At 70.3% G+C, this 20,296-nt stretch carries 15 protein-coding genes and 1 pseudogene; 10 read left to right on the top strand and 6 right to left on the bottom strand.

Going from position 1 to position 20,296, the window contains the following annotated elements; translation table 11 throughout:
- The 3 genes and pseudogenes from NR111_RS08940 to pgi form a co-directional block, all read right to left on the bottom strand.
- Positions 1–322 (bottom strand): annotated as a pseudogene (locus tag NR111_RS08940) (hypothetical protein); the annotation flags it as partial.
- A 136-nt stretch (positions 323–458) separates the two neighbouring features.
- The gene (locus NR111_RS08935; RefSeq protein WP_256820616.1) at positions 459–1,049 is read right to left on the bottom strand and encodes a dihydrofolate reductase family protein; all 591 of its coding nucleotides are present in this window, start codon (positions 1,047–1,049) and stop codon (positions 459–461) included.
- A gap of 104 nt (positions 1,050–1,153) precedes the next feature.
- Positions 1,154–2,812, bottom strand: coding sequence for a glucose-6-phosphate isomerase (pgi, locus tag NR111_RS08930; RefSeq protein ID WP_256820610.1), 1,659 nt, complete (start codon positions 2,810–2,812; stop codon positions 1,154–1,156).
- Between the two features lie 51 nt (positions 2,813–2,863).
- Between pgi and NR111_RS08925 the strand changes: the two genes are divergently transcribed.
- Positions 2,864–3,535 carry a DUF5701 family protein gene (locus NR111_RS08925; RefSeq protein ID WP_256820609.1) on the top strand — a complete coding sequence of 224 codons (672 nt, stop codon included), beginning with the start codon at positions 2,864–2,866 and terminating at the stop codon, positions 3,533–3,535.
- A gap of 24 nt (positions 3,536–3,559) precedes the next feature.
- Here the strand turns inward: NR111_RS08925 and NR111_RS08920 are convergent, their stop codons facing one another.
- Complete coding sequence (locus tag NR111_RS08920) at positions 3,560–3,841, bottom strand: chorismate mutase (protein WP_069388780.1); 282 nt, start codon at positions 3,839–3,841, stop codon at positions 3,560–3,562.
- Positions 3,842–3,887: 46 nt separating this feature from the next.
- Between NR111_RS08920 and NR111_RS08915 the strand changes: the two genes are divergently transcribed.
- On the top strand, positions 3,888–5,324 hold the full coding sequence (locus NR111_RS08915; protein WP_096907084.1) for a sodium:alanine symporter family protein: 1,437 nt from the start codon (positions 3,888–3,890) through the stop codon (positions 5,322–5,324).
- A gap of 39 nt (positions 5,325–5,363) precedes the next feature.
- Positions 5,364–7,862: a UvrD-helicase domain-containing protein gene (locus NR111_RS08910; RefSeq protein WP_256820608.1), complete on the top strand. Its 2,499-nt coding sequence runs from the start codon at positions 5,364–5,366 to the stop codon at positions 7,860–7,862.
- A gap of 76 nt (positions 7,863–7,938) precedes the next feature.
- Here NR111_RS08910 and NR111_RS08905 read toward each other — a convergent pair whose 3' ends face one another.
- The gene (locus tag NR111_RS08905; RefSeq protein ID WP_256820607.1) at positions 7,939–8,787 is read right to left on the bottom strand and encodes a M23 family metallopeptidase; all 849 of its coding nucleotides are present in this window, start codon (positions 8,785–8,787) and stop codon (positions 7,939–7,941) included.
- A 318-nt stretch (positions 8,788–9,105) separates the two neighbouring features.
- Here NR111_RS08905 and sucC point away from each other — a divergent pair, with 318 nt between their 5' ends.
- From sucC to NR111_RS08875, 6 genes are all read left to right on the top strand, one after another.
- Positions 9,106–10,272, top strand: coding sequence for an ADP-forming succinate--CoA ligase subunit beta (sucC, locus tag NR111_RS08900; protein ID WP_120283984.1), 1,167 nt, complete (start codon positions 9,106–9,108; stop codon positions 10,270–10,272).
- 22 nt (positions 10,273–10,294) lie between these two features.
- Positions 10,295–11,197, top strand: a complete 903-nt coding sequence (sucD, locus tag NR111_RS08895) for a succinate--CoA ligase subunit alpha (RefSeq protein ID WP_067717326.1) — start codon at positions 10,295–10,297, stop codon at positions 11,195–11,197.
- 127 nt (positions 11,198–11,324) lie between these two features.
- Positions 11,325–13,055, top strand: a complete 1,731-nt coding sequence (locus NR111_RS08890; protein ID WP_256820606.1) for a DUF6350 family protein — start codon at positions 11,325–11,327, stop codon at positions 13,053–13,055.
- Positions 13,056–13,203: 148 nt separating this feature from the next.
- Positions 13,204–13,785, top strand: a complete 582-nt coding sequence (purN, locus tag NR111_RS08885) for a phosphoribosylglycinamide formyltransferase (RefSeq protein ID WP_067717350.1) — start codon at positions 13,204–13,206, stop codon at positions 13,783–13,785.
- The gene (gene purH, locus NR111_RS08880; protein WP_096907086.1) at positions 13,782–15,362 is read left to right on the top strand and encodes a bifunctional phosphoribosylaminoimidazolecarboxamide formyltransferase/IMP cyclohydrolase; all 1,581 of its coding nucleotides are present in this window, start codon (positions 13,782–13,784) and stop codon (positions 15,360–15,362) included. Before purN ends, purH begins: the two co-directional genes overlap by 4 nt.
- A gap of 26 nt (positions 15,363–15,388) precedes the next feature.
- The gene (locus tag NR111_RS08875) at positions 15,389–16,018 is read left to right on the top strand and encodes a TetR/AcrR family transcriptional regulator (protein ID WP_256820605.1); all 630 of its coding nucleotides are present in this window, start codon (positions 15,389–15,391) and stop codon (positions 16,016–16,018) included.
- 23 nt (positions 16,019–16,041) lie between these two features.
- Here the strand turns inward: NR111_RS08875 and NR111_RS08870 are convergent, their stop codons facing one another.
- Positions 16,042–19,659 (bottom strand): indolepyruvate ferredoxin oxidoreductase family protein, encoded by a 3,618-nt coding sequence (locus tag NR111_RS08870; protein ID WP_256820604.1) that lies wholly within the window; start codon positions 19,657–19,659, stop codon positions 16,042–16,044.
- A 167-nt stretch (positions 19,660–19,826) separates the two neighbouring features.
- On the opposite strand from NR111_RS08870, the gene NR111_RS08865 reads away from it, so the two are divergent.
- Entirely contained in the window at positions 19,827–20,294 is a 468-nt protein-coding gene (locus NR111_RS08865; protein WP_067717341.1) for an Lrp/AsnC family transcriptional regulator, read from the top strand.
- Positions 20,295–20,296: the final 2 nt, after the last annotated feature.

Here is a 20,296-nt window from a genome sequence, read left to right as displayed (position 1 = left end):
TCGAGATCGCCATCGCCGACACCACGTACCCGGCCGCGACATCGATCGGATCGAGTACCGCATGACCGGGCCGACACTCACCGCTGCCCGCCCCGGACTCCTCCCGGCGTTGGCATTCGACAAATAGCTCGTAGCAGGCCACGAACCGGCGCGCCGCCGCGCGATTCTCGCCCATCCACCCCTCACGCGCCGCCGCCCGCAGCTCCGACAGTGAAGAGGGCGAGGCGGAAGACGAGGAGGCGCCGGCCGCACTGCCGCCCGGCGACGACGAACCACCGGACGGGAACGAGCCGCCGGACGAACGGTCTGCGTTACCGCCCATGTGCCCCACCCCCTGACCGTGCGCCGCCTACCCGGTGTCGAATCTGTGTTCTATAATACGCACACACATTCGACTAGGCAAGGGTTTTCCCCCGGCGCACCGGGGGAGCACCGGGGGCGCACCGGGGGTCGAGCAGCTAGGCCGAATCGCGTGGTTCCGGGCCGACGACGTCGAAGAGCATGGCGGTGAACTGCCCGTCGGTGTCGACTTGACGACGGTGGAGGCGGAGCCGACGGGGCAGCAGGGGTCGGCCGGAGCCGAGGACGACCGCGCACTGATGGATCCACACCCGGTCGAGCAGGCCGAGATCGGCGAACTGGCCGGCGAGGTCGCCTCCGCCGACCACCCAGACGTCCCGCCCTGCCGCGGCCTCGACGAGGCGGGGGTGCAGGTCGGCGATATCGCCGGCGAAGTATTCCACGCCGTCGACGGGGTCGAGGTCCCGGTGGGTGACGACCCAGGTGGGCTGGGAGTACGGCCAGACGAACGGCTGGCCGTCCTTGGTGAGATCCCGGCGGACCCACTCGAAGGTGTTCGCACCGCAGACGATCGAGCCGACGCCGGCGAAGAACCGGTCGAAGTGGAGCTCGGGCACCGACTCGTCATCGGCCCCGGCAGTCGACCCCGGCGCGGCGCCTCCGGGAGTGGCGAACAGCCAGGAGAGGCTTTCGTCGTCGTCGGCGATGTACCCGTCGAGGCTCGTCGCGGTGCAGTAGATCGTGGCCATGCTCAAGAATCGCACGGTGGCGCGCCCCGCGCGAGGGGGACGGCGCACCCCGCTGAGCGGGCCGGGCGCACGAGCCGGCGCGGGAGACGGCGCCGGTGCGGGCGTCAGCGCCGGCCGCGTGCCTCGCGATAGATCTCGACCAGGGAGTCCGTGGAGGAATCGAAGGCGGGGCCCGGGTGGGTGCCCGCGGTGAGGGCGCCCAGCAACTCGCCGGCCTGGGCCTTGCCCAGCTCGACTCCCCACTGATCGAACGCGTTGATGCCGAGGATCGCGGCCTGGGTGAACACGATGTGTTCGTACAGTGCGATGAGCTGGCCGAGGACCCCCGGCGAGAGCGACGGCGCGAGGATCGTGGTGGACGGCCGGTTCCCGGGCATGACCTTGTGCGGCGCGAGGGTCGGGTCGACGCCGTCGGCGAGGACCTCCTCCTCGGTCTTGCCGAACGCCAGGACCCGCGACTGCGCGAACAGGTTGGCCATGAGCAGGTCGTGCATGGACACCGCGTCCGACCCGTCGGTGGGGTGGGCGTCCAGGTCCGTGCCCGGGCGGGCGATCCCGATGAAATCGACGGGAACCAGCTGGGTGCCCTGGTGGAGGAGCTGGAAGAACGCGTGCTGGCCGTTGGTGCCGGGCTCGCCCCAGTAGACCTCGCCGGTGGGGTGGGTGACATCGGAGCCGTCGAGCCGGACCGACTTGCCGAGCGACTCCATGGTCAGCTGCTGCAGGTAGGCCGGGAACCGTCGGAGGTCCTGGGCGTAGGGGATCACGGCCTTGGACTGCGACCCGAGCAAGCACGTGTACCAGATCCCCAGCAGCGCCATGAGGACCGGTGCGTTGTGCTCGGGCGCCTCGGTGGCGAAGTGCTCGTCCATCGTGTGGAAGCCCTCGAGCAGTTCGATGAACGCCGGTGGCCCCACCGTGATCATCACCGACAGCCCGATGGCGGAGGAGACGGAATATCGTCCACCGACCCAGTCCCAGAACTCGAACATGTTGTCCGCCGCGATGCCGAAGTCGGCGACCTTCTCGGCGGCGGTGGAGACGGCGACGAAGTGCGAGGCGATCGCGTCCTCGGAGCCGAGGGCCTCCACGAAGTGGCGGCGCGCCGCGTGCGCGTTGGCCATGGTCTCCTGGGTGGTGAACGTCTTGGACGCCACCACCACCAGGGTCGTTGCCGGGTTGATCTCCGCGAGCGTGGCCGAGAGGTCGGCGGGGTCGACGTTGGAGACGTACCTGGCGCTGATGCCGGCCGTCCGGAACTGCCGCAGGGCGCTGTCGACCATCACCGGGCCAAGGTCGGAGCCCCCGATGCCGATGTTGAGCACCGTGTCGATCCGCTCGCCCGTGTGTCCGGTCCACTCGCCGGAGCGGACGCGGTCGGAGAAGTCGGCCATGCGTGTGAGTACCGCGTGGACGTCGGCCACCACGTTCCGGTCGTCGACGACGAGTTCGGCATCGGGCGGAAGACGCAGCGCAGTGTGGAGAACCGCGCGGTCCTCGGTCGTGTTGATGCGGTCGCCCCGGAACATCGCGGCCCGCTGCGCCGGCAGCCGGGCGGCGTGGGTGAGTTCGAGCAGGGCGGACAGGATCTCGTCGGTGACCAGATGTTTGGACAGGTCCACGTGCAGATCGCCCGCGGTGACCGACATCCGGCGGCCGCGGTCCGGGTCGGCGTCGAACAGCTCCCGCAGAGACACCTCGCCGATCGACGGAACCAGGTTCTCCACCGCTGCCCACTGCTTCGTCGTGCTGATGTCGGTCATGGCTTCGAGGCTAACCGGGAATAACGGCGGGCCGCGGGCCGTTCCGGCGATGTGACCCCCGTAGTTCCTCCCGACGCCCCCATCGCCCGCCAGGCCGAGCGACTCATCGAGCTCGGCGTGCCCGAGCTCGCCGGAATCACGGCCGACCAACTGCGGGCCCACGCCCGCGCCCTGCCTGCCGGACCCGGTGACAGCGAAGGCGGTGGCGGGTCCGTGCTGGCCGTCCACCCGTCCCTGGTGCCCACCGCGCGACTGGCCACCCTCATGCGCCGCCACGGTAAGGCGGGCTTCGTCGTCGTCGACATGACCGACCTGGCCGAGTTCGTGCCCACCGACGACGTCCACGTCCCGGACGCCCCGTTGTACCTGGTGGGGGACGTGACACGCGACGACGACATGCTGGACTGGACGCCCACCGACGCCCACACCGAGATGGGCGTCCGGGGTCGTACCCCGCTCACCGTTTCCGAGGGGATCAGCTGGCTGCTTCAGCGCCCCGACCTACTGGAGCCCGGGAAGTGCTTCATGTGCATCGGCTCACGCAAACCCAAGAAGGGCGGCGGGCTGGACTCGCGGACGCCCGCACTGTGGATCAGTGGCGGGACGGGCCGCGACGGCAAGCAGAACAAGGGCGCGCCCAAGGTGGGGTGGTGCTGGGCGAACAATCACCACACCTGGCTGGGCTTCGCGTCCACGGCGGGCAGGGTCGGGCCGGAGGAGTAGCCGGGGCCCTGGTTGTCAGTACAGCTAGTAGCCCAGGCGGCCCCGGCCGAGACGCAGCAGCATGCCGGCGAGGGTCTGCCCTTCCTCGCCGAGCGAGGAGAACCGCTCGTAGACCTTGAGCTCCCGGGTGTGGACGAGTTTCGTGCCGCCCGACTTCATGCGGGTGCGGCCGATGCGCTTGGAGATCTCGCTGCGGCGGACGATCGCATCGAGGATCTCGGCGTCCAGGCGGTCGATCTCCAATCGCAGTTCCTGGATTTCGGACTCTGACAGCGGGTCGTCGGTGCCGGCGGGATCGATGCTCATGACCGAATTATCCCACTGCGCCCCGAACCGGACGAATGACCGTCTAATGTTTCCGCCCGTGGAAGATATCAACACGTTTCTCGCCGACATCGGATCGGTGATCTGGGGGCCGTTCGTCCTCATCCCGTTGCTGCTGGGCACCGGCCTGTTCCTGACGATCCGGCTGCGGATGCTGCAGTTCCGCAAGCTGGTCCCCGCCCTGCGGCTGGGGCTGCTCAAACGGAAGGACGACGGCGGCGAGGGTGACATCTCGCAGTACCAGGCGTTGACCACCGCCCTGGCCGCGACCGTCGGTGTGGGCAACATCGTCGGTGTCGCCACGGCCATCGCGCTGGGCGGACCGGGTGCCCTCTTCTGGATGTGGATCACCGCGCTCGTCGGCATGGCGTCCAAGTACTCCGAGGCGTTCCTCGGTGTGCGCTTCCGCGTCACCGACGCCCGCGGCGAGCAGTCCGGCGGCCCGCAGTACTACCTGCACCGGGGGTTCGCGGAACTCTTCGGGCGCACCGGCGGCAGGATCGGCCTCGTCCTGTCCATCGTGTTCGCGGTGTTCGCCGTCCTGGCCAGCTTCGGCATCGGCAACATGACGCAGGGCAACGCGGTGGCCACCCAGTTGGACAACTCGTTCGGCGTCCCGCACGTCACCACCGGCATCGTGATGTTCGTCCTCACCGGCGCGGTCCTCCTCGGCGGAATCAAGGCGATCGGCCGCGTCACCGCCGGGTTCGTGCCGCTGATGATCGTGCTCTACCTCGTCGGCGGGACCGTCGTGCTCGTGGTCAACGCCGGCCAGATCCCGTCGGCATTCGGTCAGATCTTCTCGGATGCCTTCACCGGCACCTCGGCGGTCGGCGGCTTCGTCGGCTCGGCGATCCTCTACGCCATCCAGATGGGTGTCGCCCGCGGCATCTTCTCCAACGAGTCCGGTATGGGATCCGCAGCCATCGCGGCGGCGGCCGCCAAGACCACGCACCCCACCCGGCAGGGCCTGGTGTCGATGACCCAGACGTTCATCGACACCATCATCGTCGTGACGTTCACCGGTCTGGTGCTGGTGACCACGGGTGTGTGGCAGGAGGGCAGCGACAGCGCCGGGACGATGACCGCAGACGCCTTCGGCTCCGCGATCCCCGAGGGCGACAAGCTGGTCGCGGTGTCCATCGCGTTCTTCGCCTTCTCCACCATCCTCGGTTGGTCGTACTACGGCGAGCGCTGTATGGAGCGGCTCGTGGGCGCGCGCGGCGTCATCCCGTACCGCATGGTGTTCACCTGTGTGGTGTTCGTGGGGGCGGTCACCGAGCTCGAGGTGGTGTGGAACTTCGCCGACGTCATGAACGGCCTCATGGCCATCCCCAACCTCATCGGCCTCCTGGTCCTCTCCGGCCTCATCGTCCGTGAGACGCGCCACTACCTGGACAACGACCCCGGTCTGACCGCCACGGCGTCCCAGGTGAAGGAGTTCACGGGGGCCGGTCAACGCTGAGCCCGGGGTGTCGGACCGAGTGGGTAGATTGGACCCACGATGACCGACACCGCACACGCTTCCGCCCGACCGACCACGCCCCACTCGCCCCTCCTGGACGGGCTCAACCCACAGCAGGCCGCCGCGGTCACACACCGCGGCGGCCCGTTGTTGATCGTGGCCGGCGCGGGCTCGGGCAAGACCAGCGTGCTCACGCGGCGGATCGCGTACCTGCTGGCCGAGGGTGGCGCGCACCCGGGGCAGATCCTGGCCATCACGTTCACCAACAAGGCCGCCGCCGAGATGCGCGAGAGGGTCGCCACACTGGTCGGCCCGCACGCCGAGCGGATGTGGGTGGCGACGTTCCACTCGATCTGTGTGCGGATCCTTCGCGCCCAGTCCGCGCTGCTCGGGACGCGGAACTCGAACTTCACGATCTACGACTCGGACGACTCCCGGCGGCTGCTGGGGATGATCGCCAAGGAGCAGCAGCTCGAGGTCAAGAAGTTCACCCCCCGGATGCTGGCCACGGCCATCTCCAACCACAAGAACGAGTTGCGCGAGCCGTCCGAGGCGATGGACCGGGCGATGGAGGACTCCGACCGCACCGGGCAGACCGTCGCGGCCGTCTACACGGAGTACCAGTCGAGGTTGCAGGCGGCCAACGCCTTCGATTTCGACGATCTGATCGGGGAGACGGTCGCGCTGCTGCGTGCCCACCCCGAGGTCTCGGCGTACTACCGGCGGCGGTTCCGTCACGTCATGGTGGACGAGTACCAGGACACCAACCACGCCCAGTACGTCCTGGTGCGCACGCTCGTCGGCGGGGCGGCCGGGAACGACGACGACGAGGTGGGCGTCCCCCCGGCCGAACTCTGCGTTGTCGGTGACGCCGACCAGTCGATCTACGCGTTCCGCGGGGCCACGATCAGGAACATCGAGGACTTCGAGCACGACTACCCCGATGCACGTTCCATCCTGTTGGAGCAGAACTACCGTTCCACGCAGACCATCCTCACGGCCGCCAACGCCGTGATCTCGCGCAACCCGGGCCGCCGGGAGAAGAACCTGTGGACCTCCGAGGGTGCGGGTGAGCTGCTGGTCGGCTACGTGGCGGACAACGAGCACGACGAGGCGAGGTTCATCGCCGGGGAGATCGACAGGTTGGTCGACTCGGGTGAGGCCTCCTACTCCGACATGGCCGTGTTCTACCGGACCAACAACTCCTCCCGCGTGGTCGAGGACGTGTTCGTCCGACTGGGCCTGCCCTACAAGGTCGTGGGCGGCACCCGGTTCTACGAGCGCAAGGAGGTGCGCGACATCGTCGCCTACCTCAAGGTGCTGGGTAACCCGGACGACACCGTGGCGCTGCGCCGGATCCTCAACACCCCCCGACGAGGGATCGGGGATCGTGCCGAGGCGTGCGTGGTGGTCCACGCCGAGCAGCGGGGGATCGGGTTCGGCCGCGCGTTGCGGGACGCGGCTGAGGGAAAGGTGTCGCTGCTGCCGACGAGGTCGGTCAAGGCGATCGCCGGGTTCGTGCAGATGCTCGACGACCTGCGGGGGCGGCTGGACGGCAGCGGTCACGCCGCCGGGGAGGACTCGGCGCCCGATGTCGGGGCACTGGTGGAGGCCGTGCTGGAGAGCACCGGCTACCGCGCCGAGCTGGAGGCGTCCAACGATCCGCAGGACGCCGCCCGCCTGGACAACCTCAACGAGCTCGTCGGCGTGGGCCGGGAGTTCTCCTCGGAGGCCGCACTGCAACGTTCCGCGCGGGAACAGGGCTTCGGGATCGAGGACGCCGGGGAGGCCGCGGGTGCGGTGCCCGACCAGGCGGATGCCGAACTCGACGAGGGTCTTGCGGAGCCCGGGTCGCTGGCGGCGTTCCTCGAGCGGGTCTCGTTGGTCGCCGACGCCGACCAGATCCCGGACGAGGATCAGGGGCAGGTCACTCTGATGACCCTGCACACCGCCAAGGGGCTGGAGTTCCCGGTGGTGTTCCTCATCGGCATGGAGGACGGACTCTTCCCGCACATGCGGGCGTTGGGGGACCCGGCGGAGCTGTCCGAGGAGCGCAGGCTCGCCTACGTGGGGATCACCCGCGCCCGAAAGCGCCTGTACCTGACCCGCGCGATGATGCGCTCGTCGTGGGGGCAGCCCATGACGAATCCCGGATCGCGGTTCCTCGAGGAGATCCCCACCGAGGCGATCGAGTGGCAGCGCGAGGAGCCGGCCGGTGGTGGCGGATTCGGGGATGACGACTCGTACGTCCCGCGCCGCCGCTTCGGAGGCGGCTCGGGCGGCTACGGTTCGGGCGGGTACGGCTCAGGTGGAGCCGGGTCCGCGAGTGGACGGTCGTCCGGGATCCCCCGCGCGAAGGCGTCCGCGCCCGCGCTCGAGCTGGCGCCGGGGGACCGGGTCACCCATGACAAGTACGGACTCGGCAAGGTGTTGTCCTGCGACGGCAGCGGGCCGCGGGCCACCGCGACGATCGACTTCGGTGCGTCGGGCAAGGTACGGCTGATGCTCATCGGGGGCGTCCCCATGCAGAAGCTCTAGGGCAGGGGCGTCATGGCGACGCCGGGGCCGGGCCTCTCGGACAATCGAGTGGGCCCGGCCGGGACAGGTCGAACTGTCAGCTACCGAAGGCGGAGGCGACGCTGCCCGCGAGCACGTCGAGGCCGTGCTCGGCCAGCCAGATGACGGGATCGACGAGCTGCTGGCCGTCGTTGACGAGCACCTCGAAGTGCAGGTGGGTGCCGGTCGAGAAACCCAGGTTGCCCATACCGGCGATCTTCTGACCGGCGTAGACGCGCTGGCCCTTCTGGACGTCGACGGTCTCCATGTGGCCGTAGACCGTCATGGTGCCGTCGTCGGACATGATCCGAACCCAGTTGCCGTAGCCCTGGGCGGGGCCCGCGTCGACCACGACGCCGTCCGTGGCAGCCAGGATGGGCGTGCCGTTGACGTTGGCGATGTCGATGCCCGAGTGCATCACGCCCCACCGCATCGCGTAGGGGGAGGTGAACGCGCCGGTCGCGGGGATGACGACCTTCGGCCGTCGCGCCTGCTCCTCGGCGATCTCGCGCTGGGCGTTGATCTCGGTGCCCGCGTACAGCATCGTCGAGCTGATGTCATCGGTGGACGAGCCGTCGGCAGCGGCCGGCAGGACGACCGGCGCCGGGGCCGAGGGCGTCGCCGGCGCCGAGGTCGACGGTGCACTGGGCGCGGAGGTGGCGGGGGCGGGCTCCCCGTTGGCGAGCAGGGCGATGTCCCCGGCCTCGGCCGAGTGGGTGCTCGTGTCGCTCATGGCGGAGCCGGCCGAAGCCGCGGTCACCGCGGCGCCGGCCGCGACGGCCAGGACGGCTGCGCGACCGCGCAGTGCGTGCGGCGGCGCGGGCATCCGGTGACGGCCGACCCGGTGCGCACCGGCAGGGGGGATGACGACGGGAGTCGCGGCTTCCTCGAATTGCGACTTCTGCACCGTGTCGTTTCCCCTCTGCGTTCGCGCCGTGATCTTTTCGTGATGAACGTCGTCCAACGTAACGGATCGGCAACGGTGCCGCAAGGTTGTCGGCGGCGCGTGGGGGAGGGGTGCGTCACACCGGTGTGACTCGTGGTGCCCGAGGGGCTCCGGGGTGCCCATGTGTGGGGTGTGACGGTTCGGACTGCCGTCCGGTGTGATCCACTACACACAGCTACCCCCAGTGTGCGACGGGGGACACACCACGCGCCTAGGATGAGGAAGGACTCGGCTTTCAACAGGGCCGGGCGAATCTACCCACGTCAAGATGGTGAGCTGATGGATCTCTTTGAATACCAGGCAAAGGCTCTTTTCGCGAAGCATGACGTGCCCACCACCCCGGGGCGCGTCGCGGACACCGCGGAAGAGGCCGAGAAGGTTGCGGCCGAGATCGGCAAGCCTGTCGTCGTCAAGGCGCAGGTCAAGGTCGGAGGCCGTGGCAAGGCCGGCGGCGTGAAGCTGGCGGAGGATGCCAAGGAGGCCCGCGCCCGGGCCGAGGACATCCTGGGCCTGGACATCAAGGGCCACATCGTCAAGAACCTGCTGGTCGCCGAGGCCAGCGACATCGCGGAGGAGTACTACATCTCCTTCCTGGTCGATCGGTCGAACCGCAACTACCTGGCCATGTGCTCGGTCGAGGGCGGCGTCGAGATCGAGCAGGTCGCCGAGGAGTCCCCGGACCGCCTCGCCCGGATCAACATCGACCCCACGGTCGGTGTCGACGAGGCCAAGGCCCGCGAGATCGCGAAGGCCGGCCACCTGCCGGAGGAGGTGCTGGACGCCGCTGCGGTGACCATCGCCAAGCTGTACGACGTCTTCATCAACGAGGACGCCACGCTGGTCGAGGTGAACCCGCTCGTCCGTACGCCGAATGACGAGATCCTCGCCCTCGACGGCAAGGTCACCCTGGACGAGAACGCCGAGTTCCGTCACAAGGAGACCTTCGCCGACTTCGCCGACGCGGGCACCACGGATCCGCTCGAGCAGAAGGCCGCGGAGAACGACCTCAACTACGTCAAGCTGGACGGACAGGTTGGCATCATCGGCAACGGCGCCGGTCTGGTCATGTCGACCCTCGACGTCGTCGCCTACGCGGGCGAGAACCACGGCGGCGTCAAGCCCGCCAACTTCCTCGACATCGGCGGCGGTGCCTCTGCCGAGGTCATGGCCAACGGTCTCGACGTCATCCTCAATGACGAGCAGGTCAAGAGCGTGTTCGTCAACGTCTTCGGCGGCATCACCGCGTGTGACGCGGTCGCGAACGGCATCGTCAAGGCCCTGGAGATCCTGGGCGACGAGGCCAACAAGCCCCTCGTGGTCCGACTCGACGGCAACAACGTCGAGGAGGGTCGCAAGATCCTCGCCGAGGCGAACCACCCGCTCGTGACCCTGGCCGACAACATGGACTCCGGCGCCGACAAGGCCGCCGAGCTGGCCGCCAAGTAAGAAGCTAAAGGACCTTACACACATGTCGATTTTCCTCAACAAGGACAACAAGGTCATCGTCCAGGGCATCACCGGCGGCGAGGGCAGCAAGCACACCGCCCGCATGCTCGCGGCCGGTACCCAGATCGTCGGCGGCGTCAACGCCCGCAAGGCCGGCACGACGGTGTCCCACAAGGACGCCGACGGTAACGACGTCGAGCTGCCCGTGTTCGGTTCCGTGAAGGAGGCCATGGAGGCCACCGGCGCCGACACGACGATTCTGTTCGTCCCGCCGCCGTTCACCAAGGACGCGATCATCGAGGCCGTGGACGCGGAGATCGGGCTCGCCGTGGTCATCACCGAGGGCGCCCCAGTGCTGGACACCGCCACCGCGTGGAACTACAACGTCGCCAAGGGCGGCAAGACCCGCATCATCGGCCCCAACTGCCCGGGCATCATCACGCCGGGCGAGTCGCTGGTCGGTATCACCCCGGCCAACATCGCGGGCAAGGGGCCGGTCGGTCTGGTGTCCAAGTCGGGCACCCTGACCTACCAGATGATGTACGAGCTGGCCGACTACGGTTTCTCGACCGCCATCGGCATCGGTGGCGACCCGATCGTCGGCACCACGCACATCGACTGCATCGAGGCCTTCGAGAACGACCCGGAGACCAAGGTCATCGTCATGATCGGCGAGATCGGCGGCGACGCCGAGGAGCGTGCGGCCGATTACATCAAGGCCAACGTCACCAAGCCGGTCGTCGGCTACGTGGCCGGCTTCACCGCCCCCGAGGGCAAGACGATGGGCCATGCCGGCGCCATCGTCTCCGGCTCCGCGGGTACCGCGCAGGCCAAGAAGGAGGCCCTGGAGGCCGCGGGCGTCAAGGTCGGCAAGACGCCGTCCGAGACCGCGCAGCTGGCCAAGGATCTTCTCGACGCCATGTGATCCACCCGCGGTGGCCCTCCCGGCGACCGCGAGTGCGCACTACCCAGCGACCCCCGTCATCCCCGGATGGCGGGGGTCGCGGCGTGCCGGGGGTGCCCCGCGCCGGTGGGTATCTACGGTTGTCAGAGTGAGTCCCCCACGCGTCATCCGGCCCGCTGCGAGACGGTCGCCCGCGGGTGCCCGCTCGTTGTTGTGGACGGCGGCCGCCGCGGCGCTGCCCGTCATCGTCTCCGTACTGGTGCTGGCGGCGCTCACCCTGGCGGTGCTGCTGTTCGCCGCCGACGGGTTCGACTCGCTGTTCGCGGTGGTCGCGGTGGAGTGGCTGGTGGTCAACCGGGTGCCGTTGACCGTGGACCAGGTCGAGCTGGGGTTCCTGCCGTTGTTGCCCGCGCTGATCTATGTGGCGGTCCTGGCCCGACAGACCCGTGCGGTGCTGGCGGACGTCGAGCAGCCGGGCCCGCGCGAGGCGGGTGCGGCAGTGGCCGGTGTGACGCTGGCGGGGCTGCTGTTGACCGGTCTGGCGACGCTGCTGGTCGGGTCGGCCGCCTCGGATTTCGCGGTACGCGAGTCGGCGCTGTCGACGGCGTTGCTGTGGACCGCAGGTGTGGGGATCGTGGGTTCGGGGCTGGGGGTGTGGCTGTACTTCCGCCGTGACCTGCGCGAGATCCTTCCGCTGTGGGTGCGCGGGGGGATCCACCTGGGCACCGCGTTCGTCGCCGCGACGTGGGCCATCGCGACACTGCTGGTGCTGGTCGGACTGGTGATGGCGTGGGAGCCGGTGGGGTCGGTCCTGGAGATCGGCAAGGGCGTCGTGGGCGCGGCCGCGCTCGCGGGCATCTCGGTGGCGTACCTGCCCAACGTGGTGATGACCGGGGCCGCGCTCATGGTGGGCGGGGAGGCGCACCTGGGCGAGGCCTCCTACAGCGTGTTCGCGGTGTCTCGAGGGCCGATGCCGGAGGTGCCGTTGGCGGCCGTACTGCCCACCACCAACCCGCACTGGGTCGTGCAGGGCCTGTTGCTGGTGACCGTGTTCGTGGCGGCAGGGCTCGCGAGGTCGGTGGCGCACTGGTTCCGCACAACCGGCGACGCCGTCAAGGCGACGTGGTTGGCCGCCGGGATCGTGGCTCTGGTGGTCGCGGTGAGCCCGGTCATCGCGGGCGGCCGGCTGGGGATGCTCGGCATGGTCGGGACGGGCTCGCTCATCGCGGCGTCGATGGCCCTGGTGCTGTTCGGCATCATCGGGTCGGCGACGATCGCCTTGTCGTTGGCGGGCCTGACTCGGCGCCGCGAGCGGGCCGAGAGCGAACTCGAGCGGCGTCGTCGCCGCGCCGGGACCGCCCCGGTGGTCGAGGACCCGGTCGAGGACCCGGCGGAGTATCCGGTCGAGGACCCGACCGGGAGCGGGGTGGGCGAGGTCGGCGAGGCCAGCACGTCCGGTGTCGAGGACGCTGGTGTCGAGGACGCCGGGGTCGACAGCGCCGGGGTCGACGACGAGGTCGCCGCTTCCGACACCGCCGCGGAAGCCGAGGTGGACGCGCAGCCAGACCTCGACCCGGCTGCCGACGAGGACGCCACGGTTGCCGGGGGTCCGCCATCACCGGCGGTGGTCGAGGACCCACGGTCCGCGGAAGGCCAGTCCGGGGAGGAGCGGTCTGCGGAACGCCAATCCGCCGAAGGCCAGCCCACCGAAGATCAGCCCGCCGAGGATCAGTCCGAGGAGGCCCGGGTCGACGAGGGCGAGTCCGAGGACACCCGGCGTGGGGACGCGGTGGCCGACGATGCCGAACCCGGCGATGCACAGTCCGACTCCGACGATCCGACCGGTCTGCCTGCCGAGGGCAGAGGGGCGGCCGACTAGACTCCCAGCCGTGGCCCGCGCTCCCGGTGGGTCTGAGGATCGACGGGTAGGAGAGCCGGACGTGGTCGGTAGCGAGACCCCCAGCGCCTCTCCACCCAGCGCCGGCTCCCCTGATGCCGACCCTGCCGGTGCCCGCCGCGTCGTGGTGATGGCGTCCGGTTCCGGGACCCTCGCGCAGAGCGTGCTCGACGCCGCCGACGCCCCCGGCTGCCCGTACCGCATCGTCGCGCTGGTCTCCGACCGCGACTGCGAGGCCGTCGCCAGGGCCGGCCGCGCCGACCTCCCGACGGCCGTCGTCCGGCCCGGCGACCACGCCGACCGCGCCGACTGGGACCGCGCCCTCGCCGACGTGGTGAGCGGGTTCGATCCCGACTGGGTGGTCTCGGCGGGCTTCATGCGCATCCTCGGCGCCGCGTTCCTCGGACGGTTCGACGGTCGCGTGCTCAACACCCACCCGGCGTTGCTGCCGTCGTTCCCCGGCGCCCATGCGGTGCGCGACGCGCTCGCCTACGGGGTGACCGTCACCGGCAGCACCGTCCACCTGGTCGACGCCGGCGTCGACACCGGACCCGTGATCGCCCAGCGTGCCGTCGACGTCCACCCGGACGACACCGAGGCCACCCTCCATGAACGCATCAAAGTCGTCGAGCGCGAGATGCTCGTCGACGTCCTCGCGGCCGCCGCCCGTGGCCGACTCCACATCGAAGGTCGAAAGGTGCACCTAACGTGACCGATTCCCGCAGGCCCGTCCGCCGCGCACTCATCAGCGTCTACGACAAGACCGGGCTCACCGAGCTCGCCCGGGGGCTCGCCGACGCCGGGGTCGAGATCGTCTCCACCGGCTCGACCGCGCAGCGTATCGCCGACGCCGGGGTCGCCGTGACGCCCGTCGACGCGCTGACCGGGTTCCCGGAATGCCTCGAAGGCCGCGTCAAGACCCTGCACCCGCGGGTTCACGCCGGCATCCTCGCCGACACCCGCAAGCCCGAGCACCTCGAGCAGATCGCCGACCTCGGTGTGCAGCCGTTCGAGCTCGTCGTCGTCAACCTCTATCCCTTCACCGACACCGTCGCCTCCGGCGCCGATTACGACGCCTGCGTCGAGCAGATCGACATCGGCGGACCGTCGATGGTCCGCGCGGCCGCGAAGAACCACCCGTCGGTGGCTGTGCTCGTCGACCCCGCCGGATACGGCGAGGCGCTCGAGGCCGTCGCGGCCGGTGGGTTCACCCTCGAGAAGCGCCGCAGTCTGGCCGCCGCCGCGTTCCGCCACACCGGGGCCTACGACGTCGCCGTGGCCACGTGGATGACCGCACAGACCGCGGACGGCGCGGGCGACGGGGCAGCGGGCGGCTCCGGCGAGTTCCCGGTCTGGCAGGGGCAGAGCCTCGACCTCGCCGCCACCCTGCGCTACGGCGAGAACCCGCACCAGAGCGCCGCTCTCTACACCGACGCGGCCGCCGCGCCCGGCCTCGCCCAGGCCACCCAGGTGCACGGCAAGGAGATGAGCTACAACAACTACGTCGACGGCGACGCCGCGTGGCGCTCCGCCTTCGATCACGCCGAGCCGTGCGTGGCGATCATCAAGCACGCCAACCCGTGCGGCATCGCGATCGACGCCGACATCGCGGCCGCCCACCGCGCCGCGCACGAGTGCGACCCCGTCAGCGCGTTCGGTGGTGTGATCGCGGCCAACCGTGAGGTCACCGTGGAGATGGCGGAGCAGGTCGCCGAGATCTTCACCGAGGTGATCATCGCCCCGTCCTACGCGGACGGTGCCGTGGAGATCCTGCAGCGCAAGAAGAACATCCGCATCCTCTCCGCGCAGGCGCCCGCCGAGGGCGAGTTCGAGCGCAAGCAGATCTCCGGCGGCGTGCTGGTCCAGCAACGTGACTCGCTCGACGCGGACGGCGACGTGGTCGCCGGCTGGACCAAGGCGTGCGGCGACGACGCCGACGAGCAGACCCTGCGCGACCTGCTGTTCGCGTGGCGCGCGTGCCGCGCGGTCAAGTCCAACGCCATCCTGCTCGCGCAGTCCGGGGCCACCGTGGGCGTGGGCATGGGCCAGGTCAACCGCGTCGACTCCGCCCGGCTCGCCGTGCAGCGCGCGGGGGAGCGGGTCACCGGGTCGGTCGCCGCGTCGGACGCGTTCTTCCCCTTCGCGGACGGTCTCGAGGTGCTCGCCGAGGCCGGCGTGCGCGCGGTGGTCCAGCCCGGCGGGTCCGTGCGGGACGCCGAGGTGATCGAGGCCGCGGAGAAGGCGGGGATCACCATGTACTTCACCGGCGCCCGGCACTTCTTCCACTGAGACGGCACGTCCGAGATGGCACTGAGATGACGGAGACCGGGGCCGGGGGCAGCGGCGTGGGCGAGCGGCAGGACGCCGCGGCCCCGCTGACCCCGCGCGCCCGGGCCAAGGCCCGGCGACGCGACGAGATCCTCGTGGCCGCCGCCCGCCTCATGGCCCGGCGCGGATTCCACGCCGTGCGGCTGGACGACATCGGTGCCGAGGTCGGGATCTCCGGGCCGGGCATGTACCGGTACTTCACCTCCAAGGAGGACGTACTGGCCGAGATGCTGCTCGACATCTCCCGTCGCCTGCGGGACGGTGGGCGGGCGGCGGTCGAGCGGGCCGGCGAGCCGGTGGATGTGCTCGATGCCCTGCTCGGGGTGCACGTGGACTTCGTCGCCACGGAGCCCGATCTCATCAGCGTGCAGTTCCGTGACCTCGGTTCCCTGCCGGCCGCTCCCCGGCACGAGGTGCGCACCCTGCAGCGGGAGTACGCGCAGTTGTGGGTGGACGCCCTCGTGCGGGTGCGTCCCGAGCTCTCGTCGATCGAGGCGCGGGCCCACGTCCACGCGGTGTTCGGGCTCCTCAACTCGAGCCCCCGGCTGCCGGCCATGGCCGAGGCCGACCTTCGGCGCGTGCTCACGGCGATGGCCTCGGCGGCGCTGCGGTCCTGAGCGCCTGCCCGGGTGTGTGCCGATCAGGTCAGGGCGGACCGGAGGTGGGCCATCTCCTCCCGGTACCGCTCGACGTTCGCGAGCTTGACGTGCTCGTAGCCGCGGACCATGTCCGGCAGCTCCGCGAGCGCCACCGCGGTCGCCAGCCAGGTGGCGTCCTTGCCCACCGGGCCCGCGCGCCGCAACTCCGAGGCCAGGTCGGCGACGAGATCCCGGTACCCGGCCAGCAGCTCACGCTCGACGCGGCGGACCTCCGCGTAGCCGAAGAGGTCCATCCGCGTGCCGCGCAGTCGCTTCATCCGGGCCAACGCCTTCATCGCCGGCATGGCCCGCGGGCCGATCGAGATCTTCTTCTTCATTCCCATCGCGCGCAGCACCGGGGGATGCAACTTCAGTCTGGCCACCGCCCCTTCGCCCCAGTCCTCGTCGAGCTGCGTCGCGAACTGTGGATCCACGGCCAGGCGGGCGACCTCGTACTCGTCCTTGTAGGCCATCACCTTGAACAGGTTGCGGGCCACGGCGAGGCTGAGCTGCTCGGAGGTCGGCCCGGCCGGGTCGCCGTCCTCGAGGGACCCGGCGGCGCGGACCTCCTCCACGCGCCGGACGTAGTCGACCGCGTACGCCTCGTCCTGGTAGCCGATCAGTTCGTCGACCCGGAGCGCGACCACGTCGCGGAGCTCGTCGGAGGCGTCGGCGTCGAGGTGGGTCAGCAGTCGCTCCGCCGCGGGGGAGGGCACGTGCCGGCCCGCCGTGGCCGTTCCGGCCGGGCGGTGCAACCCGGCCGCCAACGCCGCCAGGGCGTTCGGCTCGGCGACCGCCTGCCGGCCGCGACGGAAGGCCTGCAGGTTCGCGTCGACGGCCACCCCGTTGAGCTCGATCGCCCGCTCGATCGACTGCGCCGAGATCGGCAGGGCCCCGCTCTGGTACGCCGCCCCGACCATGAGCATGTTGGCGGTCTGGGTGGACCCGAAGAGCTGCTCGGTGAGCGCCCCCGGGTCGAGGTACAGCCCGCGCGAGGTGGTCGGGTCGATGATCGCCTGGATGTCCGAGGTGGTCGGGTAGTGCTCGGAGGTGTCGATCACCATCTTCCCGGTGGGGATCTGAGTGGTGGACACCACCGCCGTGGTGCGATCGGGAGCGGCCACCTTCAGGTGGGTGCTGTCCGCGCCGACCAGGCCGTCACAGCACAGGTAGAGGTCGCAGTCGCCGGCCCCGATCTTCGGGGGCTGTTCGGTCGGCGTGCGGGTCACGCGGACGTCGGAGACCACCGCGCCGCCCTTCTGGGCGAGCCCGGTCATGTCCAGGGTGCGCGCCGAGTGGCCGTCGAGGACGGCCGCGGTGGCGAGGATCGCCGAGACGGTGACGATGCCGGTGCCGCCGATCCCGGTCAGCCGCAGGGAGAAACCGCGGTCGGGCGCGACCCCGGCGCGGGCCGGTTCCGGGATCGCGTCGGCCGCCAGGGCAGGCGCGGACGTCACCCGCCGGGACTTCTCACCGGGGACGACGGTGACGAACGCGGGGCAGTCACCCTCCAGGCACGAGAAGTCGAAGTTGCAGGTGGACTGGTCGATCTGCGTCTTCCGGCCGAACTCGGTCTCCACCGGATGGACCGACAGGCAGTTGGACTTCCGGCCGCAGTCCCCGCATCCCTCGCAGATGCGCTCGTTGATCACCACCCGCTCGTCCGGCGTGGGGAAGGTGCCACGCTTGCGGTGGCGGCGCTTCTCGGCTGCGCAGTACTGGTCGTGCACGAGAACCGTGACCCCCGGAACGGCCGCGAGTTCCCGCTGTACCTCGAGGGTGTCCACCCGGTCGCGGACCTCCACGCCCCTCGGCAGGCCCCGGGACCGGGTCGCCCTGACGTCGTCGGTGGTGACGACGATCCTCGCGACCTTCTCGGCCTGCAGGAGCCGGAGGATCTCGGGCAGGGTCATCTCGCCGACCGGGTCCTGCCCGCCGGTCATCGCCACCGTCCCGTTGTAGAGGAGCTTGTAGGTGATGTTGTCGCCGGAGGCCACGGCGGCCCGGAGCGCCAGGGAGGCCGAGTGCATGAAGGTGCCGTCGCCGACGTTCTGCACCATGTGCTGCTCGGTGAGGAACGGCGCCATCCCGGTCCACTGGATCCCCTCGCCGCCCATCTGGGTGACTCCGGTGACGTGGCCGACCTGCTCCTCGTCCATCATGAGCACCATCGCGTGACAGCCGATGCCCCCGCCGACGAGCGTGCCGTCGGCGACCTTGGTCGAGCTGTTGTGGGGGCACCCCGAGCAGAAGTACGGGGTGCGGCTCGTGGCGAGCGGCAGCGCGATCCGGGAGCGTCCGCGTCCCGGGCCGTCGAGCCAGGCCCGAGCCGATTCGATTCCGTGGACCGGGCCGAGACGCTGCGCCAGGCCGCGGGTGACGGAATCGACGTCGAGCTCGCCGAACCGGCTGAACAGGGTGGACCCGTCCTCGTGCGCCTTGCCGACCACGTTCGCCACCCCGGGCTTGCGGAACTGGATGTCCCGGATCATGGTCTCGATGAAGTCGCGCTTCTCCTCCACCACGATCACCTCGTCGAGACCGGACATGAACTCGTCGAGGATCGTGCGCTCCAGGGGGTAGATCATGCCCAGCTTGAGGATGCGGATCCCGCGGCGGCCCAGCTCGTCGTCGCCGATCCCGAGGCGGCGCAGTGACTCGCGGACGTCCAGGTAGGTCTTCCCGGCCGCGACGACGCCGATCCGGTCGTCGGGGGTCGACTGCACGATCCGGTTGAGACGGTTGAGGCGGGCGTACTCCAGCGCACGGGGGAGGCGGATGGTGAGCTGGTTCTGCTCGAGCTCCATGAGGCTGGCCCCCAGGAGCCGACCGGACGGCACGTGCGGGCTCGTCCCGAGGTCGCCGTACACGGGCAGGATCCGGTCGGGATCGACGAGGGCGGTCGCCGAGGCGTCCGCGACGTGCGCCGAGATCTTCATCGCGGACCACAGGCCGGAGACCCGGGACAGGATCGCGGCGTGGACGCCGAAGTCCAGGACGTCCTGCGGGTCCGCGGGGTAGAGCGTCGGCATGTACAGGTCCGCGAGTGCCAACTCGGACGCGCACGGCACGGTGGAGGACTTGGCGCCCGGATCGTCGCCGACCAGCACCACCGCGCCGCCGTTCGGATCGGTGCCTATCAGGTTGGCGTGCCGCAACGCGTCGGTGGCACGGTCCAGGCCGGGCGCCTTGCCGTACCAGTACCCCACGACCCCCTGGAGGGCGGCACCGCCGGTGTTGGCGGTGGCGCGCAGGGTGCCCGTGCGCCGGGCGAGCTGGGACCCCATCACCGCCGTGGCGCCCGCCTCCTCGTTGAGGGCGGGGCGGTGCACGATGTCGAACGGCCCGAGGAACTCGCGACGCCTGGCCAGTTCGAGGTCGTACCCCGCGAGCGGCGATCCCTCGTAACCGCTGACCAGGCTCGCGGTGAGCAGATTCTGCCTGCGGTCGAGCCGTGCCCGGTCGCGGACCGTCCGGACCAGTGCCTGGATCCCGGAGAGGAAGACCGTGCCGCTCTCGCGCGTGTAGCGATCGGAGAGGGAGAACGATCCGGCGTCCGCTTGCCCGGTCCGCGGCAGGTCGTCATGCGTGCCGTCCGTGGAGTGGAGGAGAGAGGTCATGATCAACACCTGGCCTTCGCGATACGAACGATGTGCCCCCAGGCTAGGACGAACTGTGAGGCGCGTCACGCGGCCAGTCCGAGATCGAACAGTCTGCACATTAGGGGTCCCGTGTGTGCGTCATGACTGGACCATCTGTCCACCTCGTCGTCGTATACCGTGGACACATGGACCCTTCACCCAACCTGGACGACACCGACCGACGGCTCCTTGACATCGTCCTGTCCGACCCGCGCGTCGGGGTCCGCGAGTTCTCGCGACGACTCGGGGTGGCCAGGGGCACCGCCCAGGCCCGGCTCGACAAGTTGGAGGCGCGCGGTGTGCTCGCCTCGTGGGCGCCGAGGCTCGACCCCGCCGCCCTCGGGTACCCGCTGGGCGCGCTCGTCCACATCCAGGTGGCGCAGGCCAGGCTCGACGAGACGTGTGCGGGGCTGGCGCAGGTGCGCGAGGTGCTCGAGGTGGTGAGCATCGCCGGCGAGTTCGACGTCGTCTGCCGGGTCGTCGCGCGGGACCACGCCCACCTCGAGGAGGTGTTCAGCGCCATCATCTCCACGCCCGGCGTCCTGCGCACCCGCACCGAGGTGATCCTGCGTCAGCGGGTCGGGCCGCGCGTCACCCAGCTGCTGGGGGAGTGAGC

The organism is Dietzia sp. Die43 (genome assembly GCF_024519835.1).
In the GTDB taxonomy this organism is placed as follows: Bacteria; Actinomycetota; Actinomycetes; order Mycobacteriales; family Mycobacteriaceae; genus Dietzia; species Dietzia kunjamensis.
Note: the sequence above shows the minus strand (reverse complement) of the source record. Positions and strands in the feature narration are given on the sequence as shown.